Source organism: Sphingomonas sp. SL1004 (genome assembly GCF_057815015.1).
Genome location: NZ_JBYMUX010000001.1, coordinates 562501 through 583721, shown reverse-complemented (window position 1 = coordinate 583721; position 21221 = coordinate 562501). Strand labels below are relative to the sequence as shown.

Below are 21221 nucleotides of genomic sequence, written 5' to 3'. Positions count from 1 at the left end.
ATCAAACCCATGATTGCCCCGGGGGGGAGTATGATGCCGGGCAAACGAAGATTGCGACCGGTCATGCCCTGCGGCATGGTTTATCAATGAGAACGCGGGTCAAGATTTGCTGCATTGCCTCACCGGAAGAGGCGCGCGCTGCGGTACTGGCGGGAGCCGATGCGTTGGGTCTGGTCGCTCGGATGCCGTCCGGCCCTGGTCCAATTTCCGATGATATGATTTCTATGGTGACAGCGATAACGCCACCGCCGGTAGGGACATTTCTGTTGACCTCCGAAACGACAGCGGAAGCGATTTCGGCGCATATTCGTGCAACCAACCCATCAACGGTGCAGGTGGTGTCGCATATCGACCCGGCAGAATCCGCAAAGCTGGCAATGCTGGAGCCGCATGTACGGCGTGTTCAAGTTATCCATGTCGAAGGACCGGAAGCGATCGGCCTGATCCCCGCTTACGCTCCACACGTTCACGCCTTCTTGCTGGACTCCGGCAGGCCGAATGCCGCAATTGCGGAACTGGGTGGAACGGGCCGGGCGCACGACTGGACGGTGAGCGCCGCCTTTGTCCGGGCAACAGACAGGCCAGTGTTTCTTGCCGGCGGTTTGTCGGCCATGAACGTCGCGGACGCGATCAATCAAGTCCGGCCCTATGGCCTAGACCTATGTTCCGGGGTTCGCAGCGACGGCAACCTCGATCCAGTGAAGCTGGATGCGTTCATGCTAGCGGTGAGACAGGCGGATGCAGCGCTGACCGCCTGACATCGCCGCCCTTTCGCGAAACTCGATCCCAATCGGGACGGCTGGAGCGCTTAGCGTACGATTCCGAACATCCTCTAGCCGGTCCCCCCTCTGGTCGGACGTGGACGATGCCGATTTGCGCAAGAGGATCGATGCACGCCAGACGGTCAGCCAGATCGCGCGCGACCTGGGGCGGACGCAGGATGCGATACGCGGGCGAGCGGCAACGCTGCGCCTTTCTTTGCCCTCGACGATGCGCCCGTGGCGCGAGGGGGTGAAACGGGGGCCGCGAATTAGCGGCTGAACCCTCGCGCGAATGGCGAGGATTGAAAGGCAGGCATCGAACAGGTTCAGCCCGGGATATCCATTCGCACGATGTAGGAATGTAGCGCGACGGAATATTGCGGTTTGATAGGGGCGGTTGCCCGCCCCTATCCGACTTTTAGCCGTGCTTCATGCCGCCCTTGGTATGATCGCAGCAGTCAGCAGCCTTAGCTTTTGCGCCATCCTTGCAGCAGTCCGCACCGTCCTTGCAGCACGCCATGTCGGCGCAGCAATTGGCGACAGCGGCGAATGCGCCAGTCGACAGGGTGAGGGCGAAGGCAGCGCTGATGAGCTTGAACTTGGTCATGATATTCTCCGAAATTTACGTGTGATGGTGTTCGACGTCACACGGTTTGCGGAGGGGGTGTGGCCGGAGCGTATGCCATGCCCAAAAGGCCGGTCTGTGGAGCCGGCCAAGGCGATAGACGGGAGGAAGGAACCAGCCCGATATGCTCGACGGTTTCGCCGGCAACCGCAACGCACGGTATGGCGCAAGCCGACGCAGGGGCCTTTTTGATGGGAGCGCCTGCTGATGTGCTGGCGCAGTCCATCATCGCGGACGCAGCCGGAGGCGCGGCCATCGCCATCGTCTCGCAGAGCGGGCCAAGCCGGACCAGCAACATCACTGCCAGGACGAAAAACGCCATGGAATGCAATATCTTGGAGACTGGGCGAGCCCGGCGTTTCATTGGGTGCATCTAGAAGCACACTCAGTGATGCACAATGTCGCAGGAGCGGTTTACCACACTAAGCGGGCTTTACTCGCCTTTGCGGTATGTTGGCGAGGTTGCGATGCTCGAAAGGTCCGTGGCGCTATCGATCGGCACGCCTGCCTCCTTTCGCTCGGAATAGCGATCGACAAGCTGCGTGGTGTGCGGGCGTAGCAGGACCGTGAAGCGTACCAGTTCCTCCATTACATCCACGATCCGATCGTAATAGCTGGACGGCTTCATCCGGCCGGCGTCGTCAAATTCCGCAAACGCCTTGGCTACGCTGGATTGGTTGGGGATCGTCACCATTCGCATCCAGCGGCCGAGGACCCGCAGGGTGTTCACGCTGTTGAACGACTGCGACCCGGCCGACACCTGCATGACGGCGAGCGTTCGGCCCTGCGTCGGGCGCATCCCCCCCATCGACAGCGGCAGGTGATCGACTTGCAACTTCATGATGCCGGTAATCTGGCCGTGCCGCTCGGGGCTGCACCACACATGCCCTTCCGACCACATCGATAGTTCGCGCAGTTCGTGGACGGCCGGGTGATCGTCCCCCGTCACTTGGTCGGGTAGCGGCAGGGTCGAAGGATCGAAGATCCGCGTTTCGCAGCCGAAGAATTGCAGCAGGCGAGCAGCTTCCTCGATGCACAGCCGCGAGAACGACCGCTCCCGCAGGGAGCCGTAGAGCAACAGTATGCGCGGAGGCGGATCACCAGCGCCCAGCCCAAGGGCGGGACGATCGAGCGCATAGCGCCGATCAAGCGCGGGCAAATTATAAGGATCGGAGAGAGCGCGGAGCGGCATCAGGCGGTCCTTGGGCCAAGCAGAATGATACAGGTGCCGATCAGGCAGAGTGCCGCTCCACCAGCATCCCAGCGATCGGGCCTTACCCCTTCGACAGCCCACAGCCAGATCAACGATGCGCAGATGTAGACGCCGCCATAGGCAGCATAGGCCCGCCCCGCTGCATCGCTATCCACGCGTGTCAGCAGCCAGGCGAACAGCATAAGCGAGACCACGCCCGGAGCCAGCCACAGGGGCGATTTGTCCAGCCGCAACCATGCCCAAAAGGCAAAGCAGCCTGCTATTTCCGCGAGCGACGCGGCCAAAAATAGCAGTGTCGTCATACCATGCTGATCCTGATCGCGAGTGCCGCGAGCGTTACCAGCAGCACCGGGATCGTCAGCGTTGCGCCGACCTTGAAGTAATAGCCCCAGCCGATCCGGATATCCTTTTGCCCGAGGACGTGCAGCCACAGCAGCGTCGCGAGCGAGCCGATTGGTGTGATCTTCGGCCCGAGGTCGCACCCGATCACGTTGGCGTAGATCATCGCTTCCTTGATCGCGCCCGTGGCGTGGGTCGCGTCGATCGACAGAGCCCCCACCAGCACGGTCGGCATGTTGTTCATCACCGACGACAGCAGCGCGGCAATGATCCCGGTCCCGAATGCCGCGCCCCAAACGCCGCCTTGCGCGGTGCGATCGAGAAGGCCGGCAAGGTGGTCGGTCAGGCCAGCATTCCGCAGGCCGTAGACGACCAGGTACATGCCGAGCGAGAAGATCACGACCTGCCACGGCGCACCGGCAACCACCTTCTGCGTCTTGATGACATCGCCGCGCGCGGCGACGATGAGTAGAAGGATTGCGCCGGCAGCCGCCACGGCGCTGACCGGTACGCCGAGAGGTTCGAGCAGAAAGAAGCCGGCGAGCAGCAGGGCGAGAACGACCCAGCCCGCCTTGAACGTGGCAGGGTCGCGGATCGCATCACCGGGCGTGCGGAGCTGCGCCACATCGTAATTCGCCGGTATGTCGCGCCGGAAGAACAGCAGCAGTGCGACCAGTGTCGCGGCGATCGACGCCAGATCGACCGGCACCATCACCGAAGCATAATCGGCAAAGCCGATCCGGAAGAAGTCGGCCGACACGATGTTGACGAGGTTGGAGACGATCAGCGGCAAGCTGGCAGTATCGGCGATGAACCCCGCCGCCATCACGAACGCCAGCGTCGCCTTGTCCTTGTATCCCAACGCTCGCAGCATCGCGATGACGATCGGCGTCAGGATCAGGGCCGCTCCATCATTGGCGAACAGCGCCGACACCGCCGCGCCGAGCAGCACGATCAGCACGAACAGCCGGCGACCATGCCCCCGGCCCCAGCGCGCGACGTGGAGCGCCGCCCATTCGAAGAACCCGGCTTCATCGAGCAACAGGCTGACGATGATGATCGCGACAAACGTCGCGGTCGCATTCCAGACGATGCCCCACACCACCGGCACGTCAGAGAGCGAAACGACCCCGACGAGCAGCGCAATCGCCGCTCCGCCCAATGCGCTCCATCCAATGGCGAGGCCCTTGGGCTGCCAGATGACGAGTGTGACCGTGGCGACGAAGATAGCGAGCGCGAGCAGCATTAGGCGACGCGCTGACCAGCGGCGTCCACGACCTGTTCGCCGTCTTCCTTGGCAAACGCACCCTGTTGTGGCTCAGGCAGCAGATCGAGGACCGCTTCGGAAGGTCGGCACAGCTTCACACCAAGCGGCGATACGACCAGCGGCCGGTTGATGAGGATCGGATGCGCCATCATCGCGTCCACCAGCGCTTCGTCGGGCAGCGAGGTCTCGCCTAGGCCCAACTCCGCATAGGGCGTCCCCTTCTCACGCAGCAGATCGCGGGACGTCATCCCGGCGCGATCGATCAGATCGACCAGCAGCGTGCGCGAGGGTGGCGTCTTCAGATATTCGACCACATGCGGCTCGATGCCGGCATTGCGGATCATCGCCAGCGTGTTGCGCGACGTGCCGCACTCGGGGTTGTGATAGATCACGATATCGACGGCCACGGGGCGTCCTTTCAGCAGCAGGGGGTGAGTTCGGCCAGGAGCGGCGCGCACAGTTCAGGCGAGCCGGCGCAGCAGTCCTTGACGAGGAACAGCGTCAGCGCTCGAAGCCCGTCCAGATCGGCGCGGTAGATGATCGATCGGCTATGCCGTTCGGAGCGCACGATGCCGGCCCGCGCGAGAATGCCGAGGTGCGCGGACATGGTGTTCTGCGGTACGTCTAGCTGGCGAGCGATTTCGCCCGCTGCCATGCCGGCCGGTTCGTGCCGCACCAAGAGGCGGAACACATCGAGGCGGGTGGCCTGTGCGAGCGCACCAAGCGAAGCGATAGCCGATTCGTTTTCCATATATCCAGCATAGAGGATATGCTGGACTTGGCTAGTTCGAGATTTCCAAAGCCGGCTTTCTCAATTCAGCATCGATTTCGGGAACGCCCGCCTTGTCTTGGCTGCCGTTCGTTTGCGGGAAGGCCAACAGAGGCGCGTCAGATGGGTTTGACCGCCTCGTAGTAGTTGTTCCCGCCTTCGTCGGATCGGCAGCCGTCCAACCGCAGCCCAACGCTGGTAAGATGCGCAGCATATGCGTCCGCTCCCAGCGACATTGATGCACGGCCCGTTAGCGTATCATTCCAACGGCAGACCTCACGTGGAGCGCTGAACAGAAATCGTCCGTCGGGTTCCAGCACATTAGCGACGTTGGTGAGAAGCTTCCGCTGGTCGCCCTCACCAAGCAGAAAGATGAGTCCGATCGAGATCACACCGACGAACGTTCTGTCGAAGAAGGAACTGTCCTGAGCCGGTTCGCAGACCACAGGCATGTCGGGAAGGTTGAGCCTGTATGCCGAGATTAGCGACGGTGATGCATCGACTCCCCATACGGAAAAACCAACGTCCACCAGCCCTTGAGCGATTGGCACACCAGAGCCGCATCCAATGTCCAAGATTGCAGCCGATCGCGGGAGACGATCTGTTGCCCATCCCAAAACCAACGCCGCCCCGACTTCAGAGCGGACGGTTATGAACTTGTCAGAGACTGCCTCCCAGCCAGCGGAGTGGTCCATTGTCATTCGTCACCTCGTGATGGATCGCCCTTTAGCGGATCAGCCCATGGCGTGCACGATTCCCATTTCTCGATCGATTCCGAGAATGCCGGCTTGATGCAAAAATCAAAAGTTTTGCATCAGCGGCGTGCCCAAGCCTGCTGGTCTATGGGGTTCACAATCGGTCCTGGGCCTCGTCTAAGGCTTCCCGACACTTGCCATTGCGTTTAAGTAGTTAGCAACGCGCCGCATGAGGAACTTTCATGATAAGCTTTATTCTCGCGATGCTAGTTCAGGTGGTGACAGCGGCTTGGGCTCCTCCCGTTCAAGCACAATGGGCGGGCGACGGATCGAACATCAAGGCCCGAATGGCGTCTCACGACAAGCAGGTTTCAATGAACGGTTCGGCTGCGCTCACGGTGATTCTATCATCCAATGACGGGAAGTTTCGGGTTTCACCCTTCATAACGGCAACGCGCGGAATCGCTTTTGAGGTTATCGATCAGAACGGAAAGCAGGTCGCTCCGCGCGAGCCAATCGCCATCTCGCCCCCGGCGCCACCGCTGGACGAGGGAAAACTTACGGTAGTGACGCCCAACAGCCCTTTGGAAATCAAAGTAGGTGTGCGCGCCACCAACGTCTTTCCCAATCCCGGACGGTATCGAATTCGGGCTCTCATCAAACTGATGAGTATTGCCGGCCCGACTGCGTACCAGCAGTTGCGCACCAATTATGTGACAGTCGAGGTTTCAGCTTGAACTTGAGCAAACCCCAGCCTCCGACCGACGCTATCTTCTGTTCCTGATGCAAAACTCACGGATTTCGCATCAGCCCAAAAACTGAGAGAAGCCAACGGCTCGGGCGATGCAAAATACTGATGCATTTGGAATACCCGTTCAGTGGCAGGTTTCCCGGGGCGTTGCCTCCAAAGCGGACAGTCCGCTTTCCTTCCCATCTCGGACATTCCCGAAACTCGATCGAAAGGGAACCTGCTCGCTAGAGCCGCTTTTGCAGGAAGATAAGCTTTTGGCCGATAGGATGGTCGTCCAGCGTGCCGAACACCTCAAACCCCAGCTTCTCATAAAAGCCGCGGGCTTGGAACTCATGGGTGTCCAGCCAAATTCCGACACAGCCGTTGGCTCGGGCGATCCCTTCCGCCTCGCTCATCAGCGCCTTGCCATAGCTTCCGCCTCGATACTGCTCCGGGACGGCCAGAAGCTCTACAAAGAGCCAATCGTAAACGCACTTGCCCCATAAGCCGCCCACATGATCACCACGCTCATCGGTCAGCATTATCGCCACAGGGCGGATGCGCGGATCGCCCGCTTGACGGATGTTGTAGGCGCGCAGTGGCGCACTTATTGCCTCGCGGTCCGTCTCGGAGGGGCTGTCGGGGATAGTGATTCGTAGCGTCATCGAAGAAGCGTATCTGAACCCCGTTCTGCGACATAGTACCTCCTCGCACACGAACCAAAGCGGGAGACGGTCGCCAGCCGGTCGCGCTGACGGCCACCCAATGTTGCCAGCTTCCCAGATACTGTTGCCGTTGCCTGTCCGAAATTGCCGTTTGAAGATGGTAAGCTGGAAAGGAGGTGTTGAACGAATGGTCGCTTTCGAGAGATCAAACTCCCCATTTTAGCGGCTGTGTCCGGGCGTTTTGGACCGCCCTTATTTCCCGATCGGGGGCCTGCTCGGGAAAGCCACATGCGGCCCGTCAGACACCCAGATGCTCCAAGGCTGTCTCGACGGCTGCCATAACGTCAGCACTGACGCGCATGATAGGTAGCGGCGGATCGCCGACCGAAAGGGAGAGCCGGTCAGCGACAACGTACATCACCCGCAGACTGCCATGCGCTTTGAACAACGCCCATAAGGGGGTGAAAGCAGCGTCGATCGCGGCCACCTCAGCGGCATCGTCCTCCTGCGCTGCGCGGGTCATCCGCAGCGACGGTTCAGGCAACAGGCCCGCAACGACGCTAAACCAAGCGTCGCAACCTGCGAGCAGTGACGGGGCGGCGCCCCAATCGCCGCTGTAGCCAATCGCGAACTTTTGGGGTGTTGAAGCGCGGAGCCGCGCCAGCTCGCCGGCATAGTCGTCATCCGCTGGCAGCGGCATCTTGATCCCGGCGATGCCGGGCATTGCCGCCAGCTCGCAGATCAGCGCGTCGGAGAAGCTGAAATTGGTCGTGCCGGGATTGTTGTAGATGCAAAGCGGGAGCGCCGTGGCACCGGCGACGGCGCGGTAATGGGCCGCAGCTTCGTTATCGGTCAGGGTGGCATAGGACATGGGCGCGAGCAGCAGGCCGCATACCCCGGCCCGCTCCGCATCGACGGCAAGCTCGATTGCCCAGCTTGTCCGCAACGCGCCGATACCGACGACCAGCGGCACCCGCCCGCCCGTCGCTTCCACCGCCGCAGCCACGGCCCGGCCGCGCTGGATGCGATCAAGGTAGGCGTAGATGCCGGTGCTGCCGAGCAGTCCGATAGAGTCCACACCGGCCGCCACCAGGCGCTCGACCAGCACGCCGATCGCCGTGGTGTCGACGATCCCATTGGGATCTGCGGGAGTAAGCGGGAAAGCCGACAGGCCGGTGAACAGCGTGGACATGAGTGAGCCTTTTGGTTCAGCAGGCGGTGAAGAGCTTCGGGCCGGCGCTGGTAAACACCATGGCGAGCCTTCCTTCGATCCAGCGGCGCGCGCAGGCGTAGCCGCACACCATCGGCTCGGTAGAGAACACAGGCTCATACAGCCGCCACGCGGGCGCTGCAAAGAAGCTAGCGGAAGTTCGGAGCATTCAACAAGGCTTGATGCCTCTGTCCAGTACCGGGAAACCCCGGCGTGGGGTTTCCCGGCAGCCCGTTCGTCGTCAGCGCATTTCAGGGTCCATTCTATGCGTTGATCGTCATTCCGAGGCCGATGACTTCTTACCGAGCGATCCCGATCAATGCTGTCGCTGTGTAGCCACTCGCGACACTACCGGTAAATGTTGGCGTCTGCTGCGCGAGCTGCGCGGCCGTATTAACACCAAACACGTTGTCAGTGCTGAGTGACAGACCTGCAAAGATACCTTTTGCACTTGGATATGTCGTTGTGTCAGCGAAGACAGTGTTGCAAATCGCTGCTGGCATACAAAGCTGCGAGGTCAAGATAGAGTATTTTCCGCTGAGTGCATTCGAGAGCGACGAGAAAACCTCGAAATGATAATGCGGCCACCGACCGTCATAGGCAGGCGGAAAATAGGTGGTGAAGGTGACCTGTCCGTTAGCGTCGGTGACCTGGACACCGCGAAGGTAGCTCTCGGCCGCGGCTGTATAGAGTGAGTAATGGCCATACCGATCGGCGTGCCACAGATAAACGGCGTATCCGCTGAGTGGCGCGCACGTGGCGTTGACGTTCACCAGCGTCAGGGTGACAGTAACGAGCACCCCTCCTGCGTCCGTCGTGGTGCTGATAAAGCTCTTCCGAATATCGCTTCGCACGATCCCGCTTATGGTAAGGATATTGCTCGTCGATCCACTGGCTGTGTTGGTGCCATCGCCTGGATAGGGGCCTGCGGTTTCCGTTGGATCGGCAATGCACGTGGCTGTGCTAGTCGGAGTAGCTGTCGTTGTGGTCGTTGTGGTGGTCGGCGTCGGCGTTGCGGTGGTCGTCCCGCCCGAAACGACAGAAACAGTCCCGGAACTGTCGCTGCTGCTTCCACCGCAGCCCGTCACCAGCGCAGCGGTGCCGACCCCGGCAAACCACTTCAGAGCGCGCCGACGATCAGCAAGACGGTGCATGAGGACCAAGTCCTCGGCCAGGCCGTGACCATGCTCTGCTTCTTCGATCATGTGCGGGTCGTTCATGCGTCTCTCCTCGTGCTTTAAATCACGCTTGTCGGGGAGGCGCTGGACGACCGTATTTCGGGACTGGCTGGATTTATTGCAGAATATTTCAGCAGGGCAGTACGACTAGGATTTGCGCGCCGTTTTCGCTTGGCTCGGACGTCACCCGTCCTCCGTGGCGGGTGGCGATGGCCCGAGCGATAGCGAGTCCAAGGCCCGTGCCGCCGGTTTCCCGATTACGGGACGGGTCGCCGCGAACGAACGGCTCGAAGAGACGTTCGGCTTGTTCAGGATCTATGCCTGGGCCGTCATCCTCCACCGTGACAGCCACCGCTCCGTCGAGCTTACGCCATCCAACGCGTGCGCGGTCGCCATAACGGATGGCGTTGTCGATTAGATTGGCGAATAGCCGTCTCAGCGCAGCAGGGTCACCTACCACCACCACGCGCGCATCAGGAGTGATCGTCACATCCTTCCCCGCTGCACGCGTGTCCTCGACCAAACTGTCGAGCAGGCTCCCCAAGTCGAAGCGGAGCGCTGGTCCTTTCACGAGTTCGTCACGTGCGAAGCCGATCGCTGCACCGATCATTGCGCGCATTTCATCGACATCGGCAGCGGCGCGCGCGCGCGCCGCTTCGGGTAGACCCTCAATGTGGAAGGCGAGGCGCGATAAGGGCGTTCCAAGATCATGCGCAATGGCCGCGAGCATCGTGGTGCGACCTTCCACATGGTGACCAATACGATCGTGCATGTCGCTAAATGCGACAGCCAATTCGCGTACTTCGCGCGAGCCTTCTTGCGGTGCCGCCAATGGCGAACCTATCCGCGCAGCTTGGGCTGCGCTGGCAAGATGCTGGAGCGGACGCGAGATGCGGCGGGTGATTATCCAGGCCGGAATCGACAGAAGGATCAGCGCGAATCCCATCCCGCCAAATGTTACAACGTGCCAGCTGGTTATGAGTGGACGATCGGGGCTGCGAACGGTGCGCCACTTGTCCATCGTACGCCCGGACACAGTGAACCCACCACGGACCTCGCCTGCCTGCTCTCGCTCTTGCTCTTGCTGAGCGTAGAAGCCGAAAACCGGGCTTCCCAGAGCTCGGGCGAGGGCGGCATCATGTTCAAGGTCTGGCGTTTCGCCGGGGCGGGCGGGTTGCCGTCCTGGAAGAACGATGAGGCCTGGCACGACCGTGCCACGCAAGGCTGCCAAGATGTCCGTATCAGGAATCGGTCTTGGACGTGGCGGGGGGCCATTGAACGTGATCGCGAACGTGACGACAGTCGCGAGCACGATTGCGGCGATAACTAACAGGAAGATCGGTTGCGCAATCGACGCCGCGCGTTTGGCGGGCATATCAGCGCCGCTGCACATCGGCGGTGAACAGATATCCTTCGTTGCGGACGGTCCGGATCAGCTCTTCACCGCCGCGCCCATCGTCGCGCGCGAGCTTACGACGCAGGCGGCTAACTTGGACATCGATCGCACGGTCGAACTGTTCCGCGTTCATGCCGCGCGAATGATCGAGTATGAAGTCGCGCGTCAGAACACGGCGCGGGTGCTCGATCAGCGTCAACAGCAGGCGAAACTCGCCATCGGTTAGATTGATGAGCACTTCGTCGGGATCGAGCAGTTCGCGCGCAACCGGATCCACGCGCCATCCAGAAAAACGAAAAAACACCCGGCTTCGAACAAGCGGCGCTGACGTACTCGCACCTCTGCGCAGGACCGCGCGGATGCGTGCCAGTAGTTCGCGCGGGTTGGCGGGCTTGGCCAGATAGTCATCAGCCCCCATCTCCAAACCGATAATACGATCGACTTCTTGCCCGATCACTGAATGCATGATGACGGCAGGGCCGGTTGTTCGATCGAGGGAGCGAAGGATAGACAGTCCATCTTCGCCCGGCATCATCACGTCGAGAATTACGAGATCATAACGGTCGCGTGCCAGCGCGGCGCGCATCTCGGAGCCGTTCGGCACGGCATCGACCACAAAGCCGTGCCCGACAAGAAACGCGGTGGTCAGCTCGCGAATGCCCGGATCGTCATCGACGATAAGGAGGCGGGTCGAGAGATCCATCATATCCTGTGGGGCTGGTGCAATGTCGAGCATAGCACGACCGCTGCCCCGGCAACGTATCCGTAGCATTGCGGGGCTGCAACAATCACGAACGAGAGCGCAGCGCCAACGAGGTCCGAAACCGGTCGGAACTGTTAGATTACCATGCCGTCTCCCTCTGATCGTCTTTGTTCAGATCCAGTTTGAAAGAAAGGCGAGGCGCTGTGCGTAAACGGCCGAAAACGACCCTTGTTTATAGGTCGCCAGTGAGAAATTGCGCAGTCCCGAACCCAAAGCTCCAGTCCGCGTCGCTATTCTCGATCACAGAGAACATCACATCCTGCGGCTCAATCCCGCAGCGCTCGGCAAGGCCGCGCGTCACCGCTTGGTAAAATGCCTGTTTCATTTCCTGCGAGCGAGGACGTGTCGTCATATGGATCAAAACACGCTGTCCGGTGCGCTCAAAGCCCAAGCCCGTATCCTCCATGACAAGGTGAGTAGCTTCGTGCTCGGTGACGATCTGATAGCGGTCACGAACCGGCACCTGGAACGCTTCCACCATCGCTTCATGGATGACCTGCTGCAATTCGGCGACTGCATTTGCAGGGCGACCCTTGACGATATGAATGTTGAGCAGCGGCATTACTGGTCCTTCCGATTGCGGACGGCGTGCAGCTCGCCCACGAGTGTTTCAATGAGGGTGGTGGCAGGCAGGGCGCGAGACAGCGGTGCTCCCTGTCCCGCCCATTGCGCGCCAAAGCCATGTTCACCGCGCGCTTTGGCGGCAGCATGGAGGGCTTTGCCGGCGTCGTAGGCAATGGGGTAGTCGGGCGGCAACCGCCCGGAGAGGTGTTCGACCAGCGCGGTAAAACGATTGGCAATCGCTCGCGCGGGGCGTCCTGAAATCAGCGGTGTCAGGGTCGTGTGATACGCTCCCGGACCGGTCAATGCGGCGCGGTAAGCATCATCAGCAGCGGATTCCGGACAAGGTACGAAGGCCGTGCCGAGTTGCGCTGCAACCGCGCCAAGGTCGAGTGCGGCTGCGATGCCCGCCCCATCCATGATCCCGCCAGCAGCGACAACAGGGAGCTTGGTTTTCCGCACCAGAAGGCGCGTCAGCGCCAGCGTCCCCAATGCATCGTCGAGCTTTGCCGGATCGAAGACGCCCCGATGCCCGCCTGCCTCGATACCCTGCGCCACAATAGCATTGATACCGGCTGCTTCGATTGCGCGGGCTTCCTCCAAGCTGGTGGCCGTCGCCAACAGGTAGATCCCGCGCGTGCGCAGGGCAGAGAGCGTATCGGCAGACGGCAAGCCGAAATGGAAGCTGACGACGGGTGGTTTTAGAGCGAGCAGCGTTTCCAGCATGTCGGCATCGTCGGCAAAGCTCTTATAGATCGTCCGCAATGCCTTGGGCGGCTCGGCGTCGAACTCAGCAAACAACGGCGCGAGCCATTCCAGCCACACCCGTTCTCGCTCCGGATCGGCCGTGGCGTTGCCGTGGACGAACAGGTTGACGTTGAAGGCTCCGTCGATGCGATCGATACGCGCACGGGTTTCCTCGATCATCGCGCGTGCGCCGTTGGCGTCGGTCGCGCCGACCCCGATCGACCCTAGCCCGCCCGCATTCGATACCGTTGCTGCTAGTACTGGCGTTGAGACACCGGCCATCGGTGCCTGGACGATGGGAAGCGTTATGTTGAGCCGGTTGAGCATTCTTTGCATCCCTATGCCGCAAACGCTTCGTCAGTCGGACCGAACAGTTCGTAGTGAACTTGTCCCAATGGTACGCCCGCCCCGATCAGGCCGGGAACGAAGGAGCGCAGGAAGGGACGCGGACCGCATAGGTAGAAGTCGGCTTGCTCGAATGGCGTGTTGGCTTTCAGCCAGTCGACCGTGACCAGCCCGGCTTCCGCATCGTCTGCCTCGCTGCGCCGTTCGTAAAATGTGTGGACCTTCGTACCGCCATGCTGACCGGCCAATTCGCGGATATGGGCGTCGAGAGCGTGGGCTTCGCGGCTCGCCGTCCCGTGGACGTACCAAACGCGAGCGGCGGGATGTGCCTCTGCAATCATTTCCATCATGCTGACCATCGGCGTCAGTCACACACCGCCAGACAGCAATACGATCGGGCGCTCCGGCACGTCGGCGAGGAAGAAATCGCCGGCAGGCGGCGTAGTTTCGACGATCACGCCAGGGAAACCCTGATCGTGCAGGAACGCCGACGCACCCCCGTCGGCCTGCCGCTTCACGGTGATGCGATAATGATCGTCGCTTGGGCCGGACGAAATTGAGAAGTTGCGTTTCAAACCGGGCAAGCCCGCGGCGTCGAAGCGGAACGTGAGATACTGGCCGGCGCGATGGCGCAGCACTGGACGACCATCGACGGGCTTGAGAATGAACGACACAATGCCTTCGCTCTCCGACCGACGCTCAGCGACGACGAACTTGCGCCAGTCGGTCCACCCACCTTCGTGCGTCATAATTTCGGCGCGGATCGTGTCTTCGCGCCCCGTCAGGATATTGGCGAGAAACCAATATGCTTCGCCCCAAGCAGCTAGAATTTCTGGCGTGGCAGCGTCGCCGAGCACTTCCTCTATCGCGCCGAGCAAGGCTGTTGCGACATAGGGATAATGCTCGGTTTTGATGGCGTAGCCGATATGCTTTTGCGCGATCCGTTCGACCGCAGGCCCAAGCGCACCAAGATTCTCGATGTTGCGAGCGTAGGCAAGGACGGCGGTCGCCAGCGCATGGACCTGTGCGCCATTCTCCTGATTGGCTGTGTTGAACAATGCGGCAATCTCCGCGTCTTCGAAAAGCCGGCGATACATCGCCCCAGTGATGGCGCTGCCATGCTCGGCCAGCGCTGGAACGGTGGCCTTCACGATGGTGATGGTTTGCGGTGACAACGACGCGGACATGGGCGACTCCATAAAGAGGTATTGCAGATGCCTCTATTATCGTTGCCATATACATGCAACCGGAATACCGGTATTAGCGTATCTGAATGAAGCTGACCCGATACACTGACTACGCGCTGCGCGTGCTGATCCACCTCGCGGTGCATGAGAACGAGCTGGCCTCTATCGGTCGGATCGCTTCGCGTTATCTGATCTCGCAAAATCACCTGATGAAGGTTGTGCAGGACCTCAGCCGTGCCGGCTTCGTGGAAACGATCCGAGGACGGAATGGGGGATTGCGGCTGGCGAGGCCAGCAGCAGAAATCAACGTTGGCGATTTGGTGCGTCACACCGAGGGCGGCTTTGACCTGGTGGAATGCGGTGGTTGCGTGATCGCGCCCGCGTGTGGCCTGCCGCGCGTCTTGGCTGAGGCGACAAAGGCATTCCTTGCCACGCTGGATCGCTACACGATCGCGGATCTTTCTACCCGACCGGCCGATCTACGCGCGCTATTCGCGTTGCGTGATACGGATGCCGCAGTCTCGGGCGATGTGTTGGACTCAGATGGCGTTACCATTAGTGACGATCAGCATAGCTAAGCGAGCGCGAACGGCCCTTCGCATTCCCAATATAGCATCCTTTTTGAGAAAAGCGGCGGGAAGCGGTGTGCGTAAAACGGCCGTTTTCCGAACATCGGCATACGGGCCCGCCAGAGCCGGCCGTTGCCGCGGGCCAATGTTCATCAACCGGTTTGGAAAACAATGTGCAGGAAAGCCCATGTACGGCTATCCGCACAGAGGTGCCCGATAGATGCCCGTTGGCAATGACCCCTCGCCGGTCGGCTTGATGCTCGTGCCGAGTGACGTCAGGAACGACGGTGTTCAAGACCGGTTACCGGACGGGCTCGGTCGCAAAGATCGGCGACCGCCGATCGTTTTGGCCTTGAATGACGGGTTCCGTCCGAAGCTGCCATTCGCAACTCGCTTCACGAAGGGCTTGAGTTGGTCGGAAGGAGACAGGCCGCTTGTAGCCCCTGAACGCGCGCAAGCGGTCGTGAGGCAGCTCAGGTCTTTTCGCATCTTGCTGCTCTTGTTGGTCAATTGCCATTTCGATAAGCCGCAAGCACCTGCGCGGAACACGATGGTCGCCTTCGGCTGCTTGCCGGCGTAAGCCTTGCGTGGCAGCAGGCGCGAGGGCGACCGCAGCGACCCGGCGACGGTCGACGCCGGAGACGGCTGGCGATTGGAGGCAGGAACTTTGACGGCGATATTCACCTATGTGGGCGGTGACGTTGCATTCACCGCGAGCGACACCAAGCGCGCAGTCTACTGCTTTGCGACCATCGCGCCCAAGGCGCTTCGTTGGAGCGAGAACGTAGTCATCTCGCAGACGGGCTTCGGCGAGGGCCTTCAGCGGCTCATCGGCGAGCTGATGTCTTGGCAGCATCGTAACTCGAGCATGCTGACATCGGCCGGCATCGCGCACGCCTTTGGGCAGGTGGCCGACGGGCGCCTGCAGGCGGAGATTGATCGGCTCAAGCATCAGTCGAACGCCCATAAAGTTGACGGGACGCTGATCGTCACCGAAGCAGCCCGCAACGGCGGCGCCGCACAGATCATGACCCTCGATTGGCGCTCCAAGGCGGTCACTCCGCAGCCCGGACCCGTTTATGCGGATGGCACCGATCAGCCAGGGTTTCTGGCGATCGCAAAGGCGGAGTTCGCCGCCAAGAACGTCGGCGCCGGTTCGTTCGACCTGGCTGCATGGGGGATGGCCTGCATCGACAAGGCGCAGGGGTCTGCAGCCGGCGCGGCCGTGGATTGGCCCGTCGACCTTACGATCTGCCGCACCGATAATGGCCTGCCCATTAGCTTGACGCAACGGGTCGGCGGCCCCTCCGCGCCGACCCATCCGTTGTTCGTCATCTGAACGCCTGATTGCGCCGCCAAGCTGCTCGCCGCGCTGGTGGATGCCGGCGCGGTGACGAAGAGTACGGCGATCGACAGCACCTACATCAAGGCGCAACGCGCGGCCTTCGGCGCAAAAGGGGGCGCCAGATCCAGGCGATCGGTCGCTCGCGCGGCGAATGGACGACCAAGATCCACACACTCACCGATGTCATCGGCCGCCCCTATGCGTTGATATTGACGGCCGGCAATGTCAGCGACGTGAAAGCGGCGCCCGCACTCCTCGAACGTGCCGGCCGCATGCGCTACCTTCTCGCTGACAAAGGCTATGATGCCGACCGGCTGCGCCGCTCGCTGCGTGACGCCGGGGTCGTTCCTGTCCTTCCGGGGCGGCGCAACCGCAAACGCGCCATCTGATACGACAAGGACCGATACCGTGGCCGCCACCTGATCGAGAACGCCTTCTGCCGTCTCAAGGACTTCCGCCGTGTCGCCACCCGCTACGATAAGCTCGCCGCCAACTTCCTCTCTGGCATCGCCATCGCAACCGCGCTCGCATTCTGGCTCTGATTGAGTCTCAGCCCTAGCGGATCGGCCGCTGCACGGCGACATCGGGGCGCACAGCTGCCGACCGACCGATCCTGAATGAAGGGCTGCTTACCGCCCCCGGCTTCTCCAAAGCGGTCAGGCCGCTATCCACCAGAAATGCGGACGGTCCGCTTTCAAATGCGCTCACGCAACGAGTACGCTATCGGAAGCGAATTTCGCCGGGATTGGAGCTGCGTCTTGGTCGGACACGGCGTCGATCATCTGCATGACGGTAGCCGCCCAAGCCTGAAGCATCCGCCTACGCGGTGTGAGGTACTGCGCGCTGTTATAGGCCCCGCGGACGTCATCGCGCTCGACATGAGCAAGCGACATTTCAATCCAGTCAGGGCGGTAGCATTCGGCCTCGTTGGCCCATGTCGACGCGATCCCGCGGAACCCGTGGACGGTCTGGCGGCCACGATAGCCAATCCGGTAGCAGCCGTAGATCATGGTGTTCTGCGATATGGGCTTGCCGGGCTTGTCGCCGGCAAACACATACGTCACCGCGCTGATCTTCCGCAGTTCGGCCAGCAGCGCCACGACCGCCGGTGCAAGCGGGACGATATGTTCGCGCTCCATCTTCATGCGGGCAGCAGGCACCCGCCAGATCGGGTCAGGCGTATCGAGCCCCTCAAACTCGTCCCACGTCGCCAGCCGGGTTTCGTTCGTCCGCGCCCAGGTCAGCAGCGTGAACAATAACGCGCCGCGGGTGACCGCGCGCCGTTTGGGCGTCTCATCACCATCATAGCGGTCAATTGCGCGAACGAGCTGCGGCAACTCGTCCAGACCGACCCTTGCCATATGCCGGGTCCGAGGCTTCGGCTTGAGCAGGTCGCTCAGATGTTCGGCCGGATCCCTGTCAGCCCAGCCCTGCGGAATCGCGAAGCGATAGATCTGACTGACATGCTGTTTGAGACGACGACTGACGTCGAGTGCACCGCGTGCTTCCACACTACGCACCATCGCGAGCACATCGGCGCTGGTAACGGCACGAAGGTCGACTTTACCGAAGGCCGGAAACGCATCCCGCTCCAGCCGGGTCAGGAGCCGCGAAGCATGACCTTCGTCGAGCGAGGCCAGCCTATTTGCGTGCCACGCGCGTGCAGCCTCCTCGAAGGTTGTGACGGCGGTCGGCTTATCCCTGGCCCCCGGGTCCAGCCCCTGCCCCAACGCGACCTTCGCCTCCGCGCGGCGCAGCCGTGCATCAGCAAGCCCGACGCTTGGGTACTGTCCAAACGACAGCAGCTTCTCCTTGCCGGCAAAGCGGTATTTGAAGCGCCAGAGCTTGGAGCCGTTAGGCCGAACGAGAAGGTACAGCCCCTCCCCGTCAGCAAGCTTGTAATCCTTGTCGCGTTTGGTCGCGTAGCGTGCTTCGAGGTCCTTGAGAGCCATGGGGGTATCTCCTGCCGAGGCCGGCATCATACCCCCGAAGATACCCCCAATTGCAAATCGACATAGTGGCACCCAGCGACATTCGCTGGCACGCCAATGCCGGCTCTGAGACGGCGCAAGTCGTGGAAAAAAGGCAATAAAAAACCGCCACAGGATGTCCTGGGCGGTTGTGGGTATGTTGGATTTGGTTGCGGGGACAGGATTTGAACCTGTGACCTTCAGGTTATGAGCCTGACGAGCTACCGGGCTGCTCCACCCCGCGACGGTCCTGTTAGGGACTGAGGGTAGATGACATGGTGAATGGGTTTTAGCGTTCCTTGTACGTATTGTCGCACGGGCTTCAATGCCTGGCGACGACCTACTCTTCCATCGCTTGAGCGATAGTACCATTGGCGCAGTCGGGTTTCACGGCCGAGTTCGGAATGGGATCGGGTGGGACACCGACGCTATAGCCACCAGGCAATGGAGCCGGTGCGACGATACGTTGGGGAATGCTTTGGGTACCCCGTCACCGCTTTCGCGGTGAGGGGGCTTAAAATCGATACCGTGCAAGGTTAGTGGTATTTGTGACCAATCCCTCGACGGCGAGGGGATTGGCAATCTGGCGTCGTCTTAATCATCCGCACGCATCTGATGGCTAGCTGGTTGCCCAGTGTTGTCATTGATGGTGTGAGACTCTCAAGCGCGAATAGAGCAATTAGTATCGGTTAGCTCCATGCGTTACCGCACTTCTACATCCGATCTATCAACGTCGTGGTCTCCGACGGCTCTATGAAATCTTATCTCGAGGGAGGCTTCCCGCTTAGATGCTTTCAGCGGTTATCCCGTCCATACATAGCTACCCAGCTGCGCTCCTGGCGGAACGACTGGTACACCAGAGGTATGTTCAACCCGGTCCTCTCGTACTAGGGTCAACTCCTCTCAAATTTCGACGCCCACGGCAGATAGGGACCAAACTGTCTCGCGACGTTCTGAACCCAGCTCACGTACCACTTTAATTGGCGAACAGCCAAACCCTTGGGACCTGCTCCAGCCCCAGGATGTGATGAGCCGACATCGAGGTGCCAAACAACCCCGTCGATATGAGCTCTTGGGGGTTATCAGCCTGTTATCCCCGGCGTACCTTTTATCCGTTGAGCGATGGCCCTTCCACGAGGGACCACCGGATCACTATGACCGACTTTCGTCTCTGCTCGACTTGTCAGTCTCGCAGTCAGGCGGGCTTATGCCATTGCACTCTAACAGACGGTTTCCGACCGTCCTGAGCCCACCATTGCGCGCCTCCGTTACTCTTTAGGAGGCGACCGCCCCAGTCAAACTACCCGCCACAGAGGGTCCCTGTTCCGGCTTACGGAACGAGGTTAGACATCAGAAACAAACAGGGTGGTATTTCACCTATGGCTCCACATCAGCTGGCGCCGATGCTTCAAAGCCTCCCACCTATGCTACACAGTTTCTTCCTAATGCCACTCTGAAGCTGCAGTAAAGGTGCACGGGGTCTTTCCGTCTAACCGCGGGTACTCCGCATCTTCACGGAGAATTCAATTTCGCTGAGCATGTCCTGGAGACAGTGGGGAAGTCGTTACGCCATTCGTGCAGGTCGGAACTTACCCGACAAGGAATTTCGCTACCTTAGGACCGTTATAGTTACGGCCGCCGTTTACCTGGGCTTCATTTCAGAGCTTGCACCCCTCCACTTAACCTTCAGGCACCGGGCAGGCGTCAGGCCCTATACGTCGTCTTGAAGCCGACTTAGCAGAGCCCTGTGTTTTTGCTAAACAGTCGCTACCCCCTGGCCTGTGCCCCCTCAAAGTGCTTGCGCATAGTGAGGGCCTCCTTCTTCCGAAGGTACGGAGGCAATTTGCCGAGTTCCTTCAGGACACTTCTCTCAAGCGCCTTGGTATACTCTACCTGACCACCTGTGTCGGTTTCGGGTACGGTCTATACGGTGGGGCTATTTCCTGGAACCATTTCGAAGCCATCCCAATCCGATAAGGGATGACAACACACATGATCCGTCACACACCACCAGGCCCACGAATATTAACGTGGTTCCCATCGACTACCCCCTTCGGGCTCGTCTTAGGGGCCGGCTCACCCTGCGCGGATTAGCCTTGCGCAGGAACCCTTGGTCTTTCGGCGAGAGGGCATCTCACCCTCTTTATCGCTACTCATGTCTGCATTCGCACTTCCGATACCTCCACGACCCATTACCAGATCGCTTCACAGGCTTACGGAACGCTCCGCTACCGCGTACCACATAAGTGGCACACCCTAAGCTTCGGCACGTATCTTGAGCCCCGTTACATCTTCGCCGCAGGACCTCTTGTTTAGACCAGTGAGCTGTTACGCTTTCTTTAAAGGATGGCTGCTTCTAAGCCAACCTCCTGGTTGTTTTGGAAGTCCCACATGCTTTCCCACTTAGATACGATTTGGGGGCCTTAGCTGTAGGTCAGGGCTGTTTCCCTTTTGACGACGGACCTTAGCACCCGCCGTCTGTCTCCCGCATATCACTCTTAGGTATTCGGAGTTTGGTTAGGTTTGGTAGATCTCGCGACCCCCTAGCCCATCCAGTGCTCTACCCCCTAAGGTGTTCGTGCGAGGCACTACCTCAATAGTTTTCGCGGAGAACCAGCTATTTCCCGGCTTGATTGGCCTTTCACCCCTAAACACAACTCATCCGGTAACTTTTCAACGTTAATCGGTTCGGACCTCCAGTGCATGTTACTGCACCTTCATCCTGGTCATGCCTAGATCGCCGGGTTTCGGGTCTAATACATCAAACTCTGGCGCCCTATTCAGACTCGCTTTCGCTGCGCCTACACCTATCGGCTTAAGCTTGCTTGATACATTAAGTCACAGACCCATTATGCAAGAGGTACGCTGTCAGGCCATAAAAGCCCT

Annotated in this window: 22 protein-coding genes, 1 tRNA gene, 2 rRNA genes and 1 pseudogene (1 of these 26 running past the window's edge); 5 read left to right on the top strand and 21 right to left on the bottom strand. The window is 60.5% G+C overall.

Annotated elements, in window-relative coordinates; translation table 11 throughout:
- The first annotated feature begins 86 nt into the window (after positions 1–86).
- The gene (locus AC3D24_RS02720) at positions 87–758 is read left to right on the top strand and encodes a phosphoribosylanthranilate isomerase (protein WP_489027947.1); all 672 of its coding nucleotides are present in this window, start codon (positions 87–89) and stop codon (positions 756–758) included.
- 421 nt (positions 759–1179) lie between these two features.
- On the opposite strand, the gene AC3D24_RS02715 is transcribed toward AC3D24_RS02720, so the two are convergent.
- From AC3D24_RS02715 to AC3D24_RS02685, 7 genes are all read right to left on the bottom strand, one after another.
- Positions 1180–1368: a hypothetical protein gene (locus AC3D24_RS02715; protein ID WP_489027945.1), complete on the bottom strand. Its 189-nt coding sequence runs from the start codon at positions 1366–1368 to the stop codon at positions 1180–1182.
- A gap of 451 nt (positions 1369–1819) precedes the next feature.
- Complete coding sequence (gene arsH, locus AC3D24_RS02710) at positions 1820–2578, bottom strand: arsenical resistance protein ArsH (protein WP_489027943.1); 759 nt, start codon at positions 2576–2578, stop codon at positions 1820–1822.
- Entirely contained in the window at positions 2578–2901 is a 324-nt protein-coding gene (locus tag AC3D24_RS02705; protein ID WP_489027942.1) for a YnfA family protein, read from the bottom strand. The genes arsH and AC3D24_RS02705 overlap by 1 nt, the downstream gene beginning before the upstream one ends.
- Positions 2898–4184, bottom strand: a complete 1287-nt coding sequence (locus AC3D24_RS02700; protein WP_489027940.1) for an arsenic transporter — start codon at positions 4182–4184, stop codon at positions 2898–2900. The genes AC3D24_RS02705 and AC3D24_RS02700 overlap by 4 nt, the downstream gene beginning before the upstream one ends.
- On the bottom strand, positions 4184–4612 hold the full coding sequence (gene arsC / locus AC3D24_RS02695) for an arsenate reductase (glutaredoxin) (protein ID WP_489027937.1): 429 nt from the start codon (positions 4610–4612) through the stop codon (positions 4184–4186). Before arsC ends, AC3D24_RS02700 begins: the two co-directional genes overlap by 1 nt.
- 11 nt (positions 4613–4623) lie before the next feature.
- Positions 4624–4956 (bottom strand): ArsR/SmtB family transcription factor, encoded by a 333-nt coding sequence (locus AC3D24_RS02690; RefSeq protein ID WP_489027935.1) that lies wholly within the window; start codon positions 4954–4956, stop codon positions 4624–4626.
- Positions 4957–5093: 137 nt separating this feature from the next.
- Entirely contained in the window at positions 5094–5675 is a 582-nt protein-coding gene (locus tag AC3D24_RS02685) for a class I SAM-dependent methyltransferase (RefSeq protein WP_489027933.1), read from the bottom strand.
- Between the two features lie 236 nt (positions 5676–5911).
- Between AC3D24_RS02685 and AC3D24_RS02680 the strand changes: the two genes are divergently transcribed.
- Complete coding sequence (locus tag AC3D24_RS02680; protein WP_489027932.1) at positions 5912–6406, top strand: hypothetical protein; 495 nt, start codon at positions 5912–5914, stop codon at positions 6404–6406.
- Between the two features lie 238 nt (positions 6407–6644).
- Here the strand turns inward: AC3D24_RS02680 and AC3D24_RS02675 are convergent, their stop codons facing one another.
- The 10 genes from AC3D24_RS02675 to AC3D24_RS02630 form a co-directional block, all read right to left on the bottom strand.
- Complete coding sequence (locus AC3D24_RS02675; protein WP_277982711.1) at positions 6645–7064, bottom strand: GNAT family N-acetyltransferase; 420 nt, start codon at positions 7062–7064, stop codon at positions 6645–6647.
- A gap of 298 nt (positions 7065–7362) precedes the next feature.
- Positions 7363–8256 (bottom strand): dihydrodipicolinate synthase family protein, encoded by an 894-nt coding sequence (locus AC3D24_RS02670; RefSeq protein ID WP_489027929.1) that lies wholly within the window; start codon positions 8254–8256, stop codon positions 7363–7365.
- Between the two features lie 16 nt (positions 8257–8272).
- The gene (locus AC3D24_RS02665) at positions 8273–8443 is read right to left on the bottom strand and encodes a hypothetical protein (protein WP_333922664.1); all 171 of its coding nucleotides are present in this window, start codon (positions 8441–8443) and stop codon (positions 8273–8275) included.
- 130 nt (positions 8444–8573) lie between these two features.
- The gene (locus tag AC3D24_RS02660; protein ID WP_489027927.1) at positions 8574–9494 is read right to left on the bottom strand and encodes a dioxygenase family protein; all 921 of its coding nucleotides are present in this window, start codon (positions 9492–9494) and stop codon (positions 8574–8576) included.
- A gap of 88 nt (positions 9495–9582) precedes the next feature.
- Positions 9583–10827, bottom strand: coding sequence for a HAMP domain-containing sensor histidine kinase (locus AC3D24_RS02655; RefSeq protein WP_489027925.1), 1245 nt, complete (start codon positions 10825–10827; stop codon positions 9583–9585).
- Between the two features lies 1 nt (position 10828).
- Positions 10829–11551: a response regulator gene (locus AC3D24_RS02650; RefSeq protein WP_489027923.1), complete on the bottom strand. Its 723-nt coding sequence runs from the start codon at positions 11549–11551 to the stop codon at positions 10829–10831.
- A gap of 232 nt (positions 11552–11783) precedes the next feature.
- Positions 11784–12173 (bottom strand): tautomerase family protein, encoded by a 390-nt coding sequence (locus tag AC3D24_RS02645; RefSeq protein ID WP_489027921.1) that lies wholly within the window; start codon positions 12171–12173, stop codon positions 11784–11786.
- The gene (locus AC3D24_RS02640; RefSeq protein WP_489027919.1) at positions 12173–13246 is read right to left on the bottom strand and encodes an NAD(P)H-dependent flavin oxidoreductase; all 1074 of its coding nucleotides are present in this window, start codon (positions 13244–13246) and stop codon (positions 12173–12175) included. Before AC3D24_RS02640 ends, AC3D24_RS02645 begins: the two co-directional genes overlap by 1 nt.
- Before the next feature lie 11 nt (positions 13247–13257).
- Complete coding sequence (locus AC3D24_RS02635; protein WP_489027918.1) at positions 13258–13623, bottom strand: hypothetical protein; 366 nt, start codon at positions 13621–13623, stop codon at positions 13258–13260.
- A gap of 9 nt (positions 13624–13632) precedes the next feature.
- Positions 13633–14451, bottom strand: a complete 819-nt coding sequence (locus AC3D24_RS02630; protein WP_489027916.1) for a globin domain-containing protein — start codon at positions 14449–14451, stop codon at positions 13633–13635.
- An 86-nt stretch (positions 14452–14537) separates the two neighbouring features.
- Here AC3D24_RS02630 and AC3D24_RS02625 point away from each other — a divergent pair, with 86 nt between their 5' ends.
- The 3 genes and pseudogenes from AC3D24_RS02625 to AC3D24_RS02615 all read left to right on the top strand — a co-directional run.
- The gene (locus AC3D24_RS02625; protein ID WP_489027914.1) at positions 14538–15029 is read left to right on the top strand and encodes an RrF2 family transcriptional regulator; all 492 of its coding nucleotides are present in this window, start codon (positions 14538–14540) and stop codon (positions 15027–15029) included.
- A 658-nt stretch (positions 15030–15687) separates the two neighbouring features.
- Complete coding sequence (locus tag AC3D24_RS02620) at positions 15688–16359, top strand: hypothetical protein (RefSeq protein ID WP_489027912.1); 672 nt, start codon at positions 15688–15690, stop codon at positions 16357–16359.
- A gap of 21 nt (positions 16360–16380) precedes the next feature.
- Positions 16381–16907 (top strand): annotated as a pseudogene (locus tag AC3D24_RS02615) (IS5 family transposase); the annotation flags it as partial.
- Between the two features lie 162 nt (positions 16908–17069).
- Here AC3D24_RS02615 and AC3D24_RS02610 read toward each other — a convergent pair.
- The 4 genes from AC3D24_RS02610 to AC3D24_RS02595 all read right to left on the bottom strand — a co-directional run.
- Positions 17070–18317, bottom strand: a complete 1248-nt coding sequence (locus AC3D24_RS02610) for a tyrosine-type recombinase/integrase (protein ID WP_489027910.1) — start codon at positions 18315–18317, stop codon at positions 17070–17072.
- 185 nt (positions 18318–18502) lie between these two features.
- Positions 18503–18579: transfer RNA gene (locus AC3D24_RS02605), tRNA-Met, on the bottom strand.
- An 83-nt stretch (positions 18580–18662) separates the two neighbouring features.
- Positions 18663–18777, bottom strand: a 5S ribosomal RNA gene (rrf, locus tag AC3D24_RS02600).
- 217 nt (positions 18778–18994) lie between these two features.
- Positions 18995–21221, bottom strand: a 23S ribosomal RNA gene (locus AC3D24_RS02595); it runs 569 nt beyond the window's last position.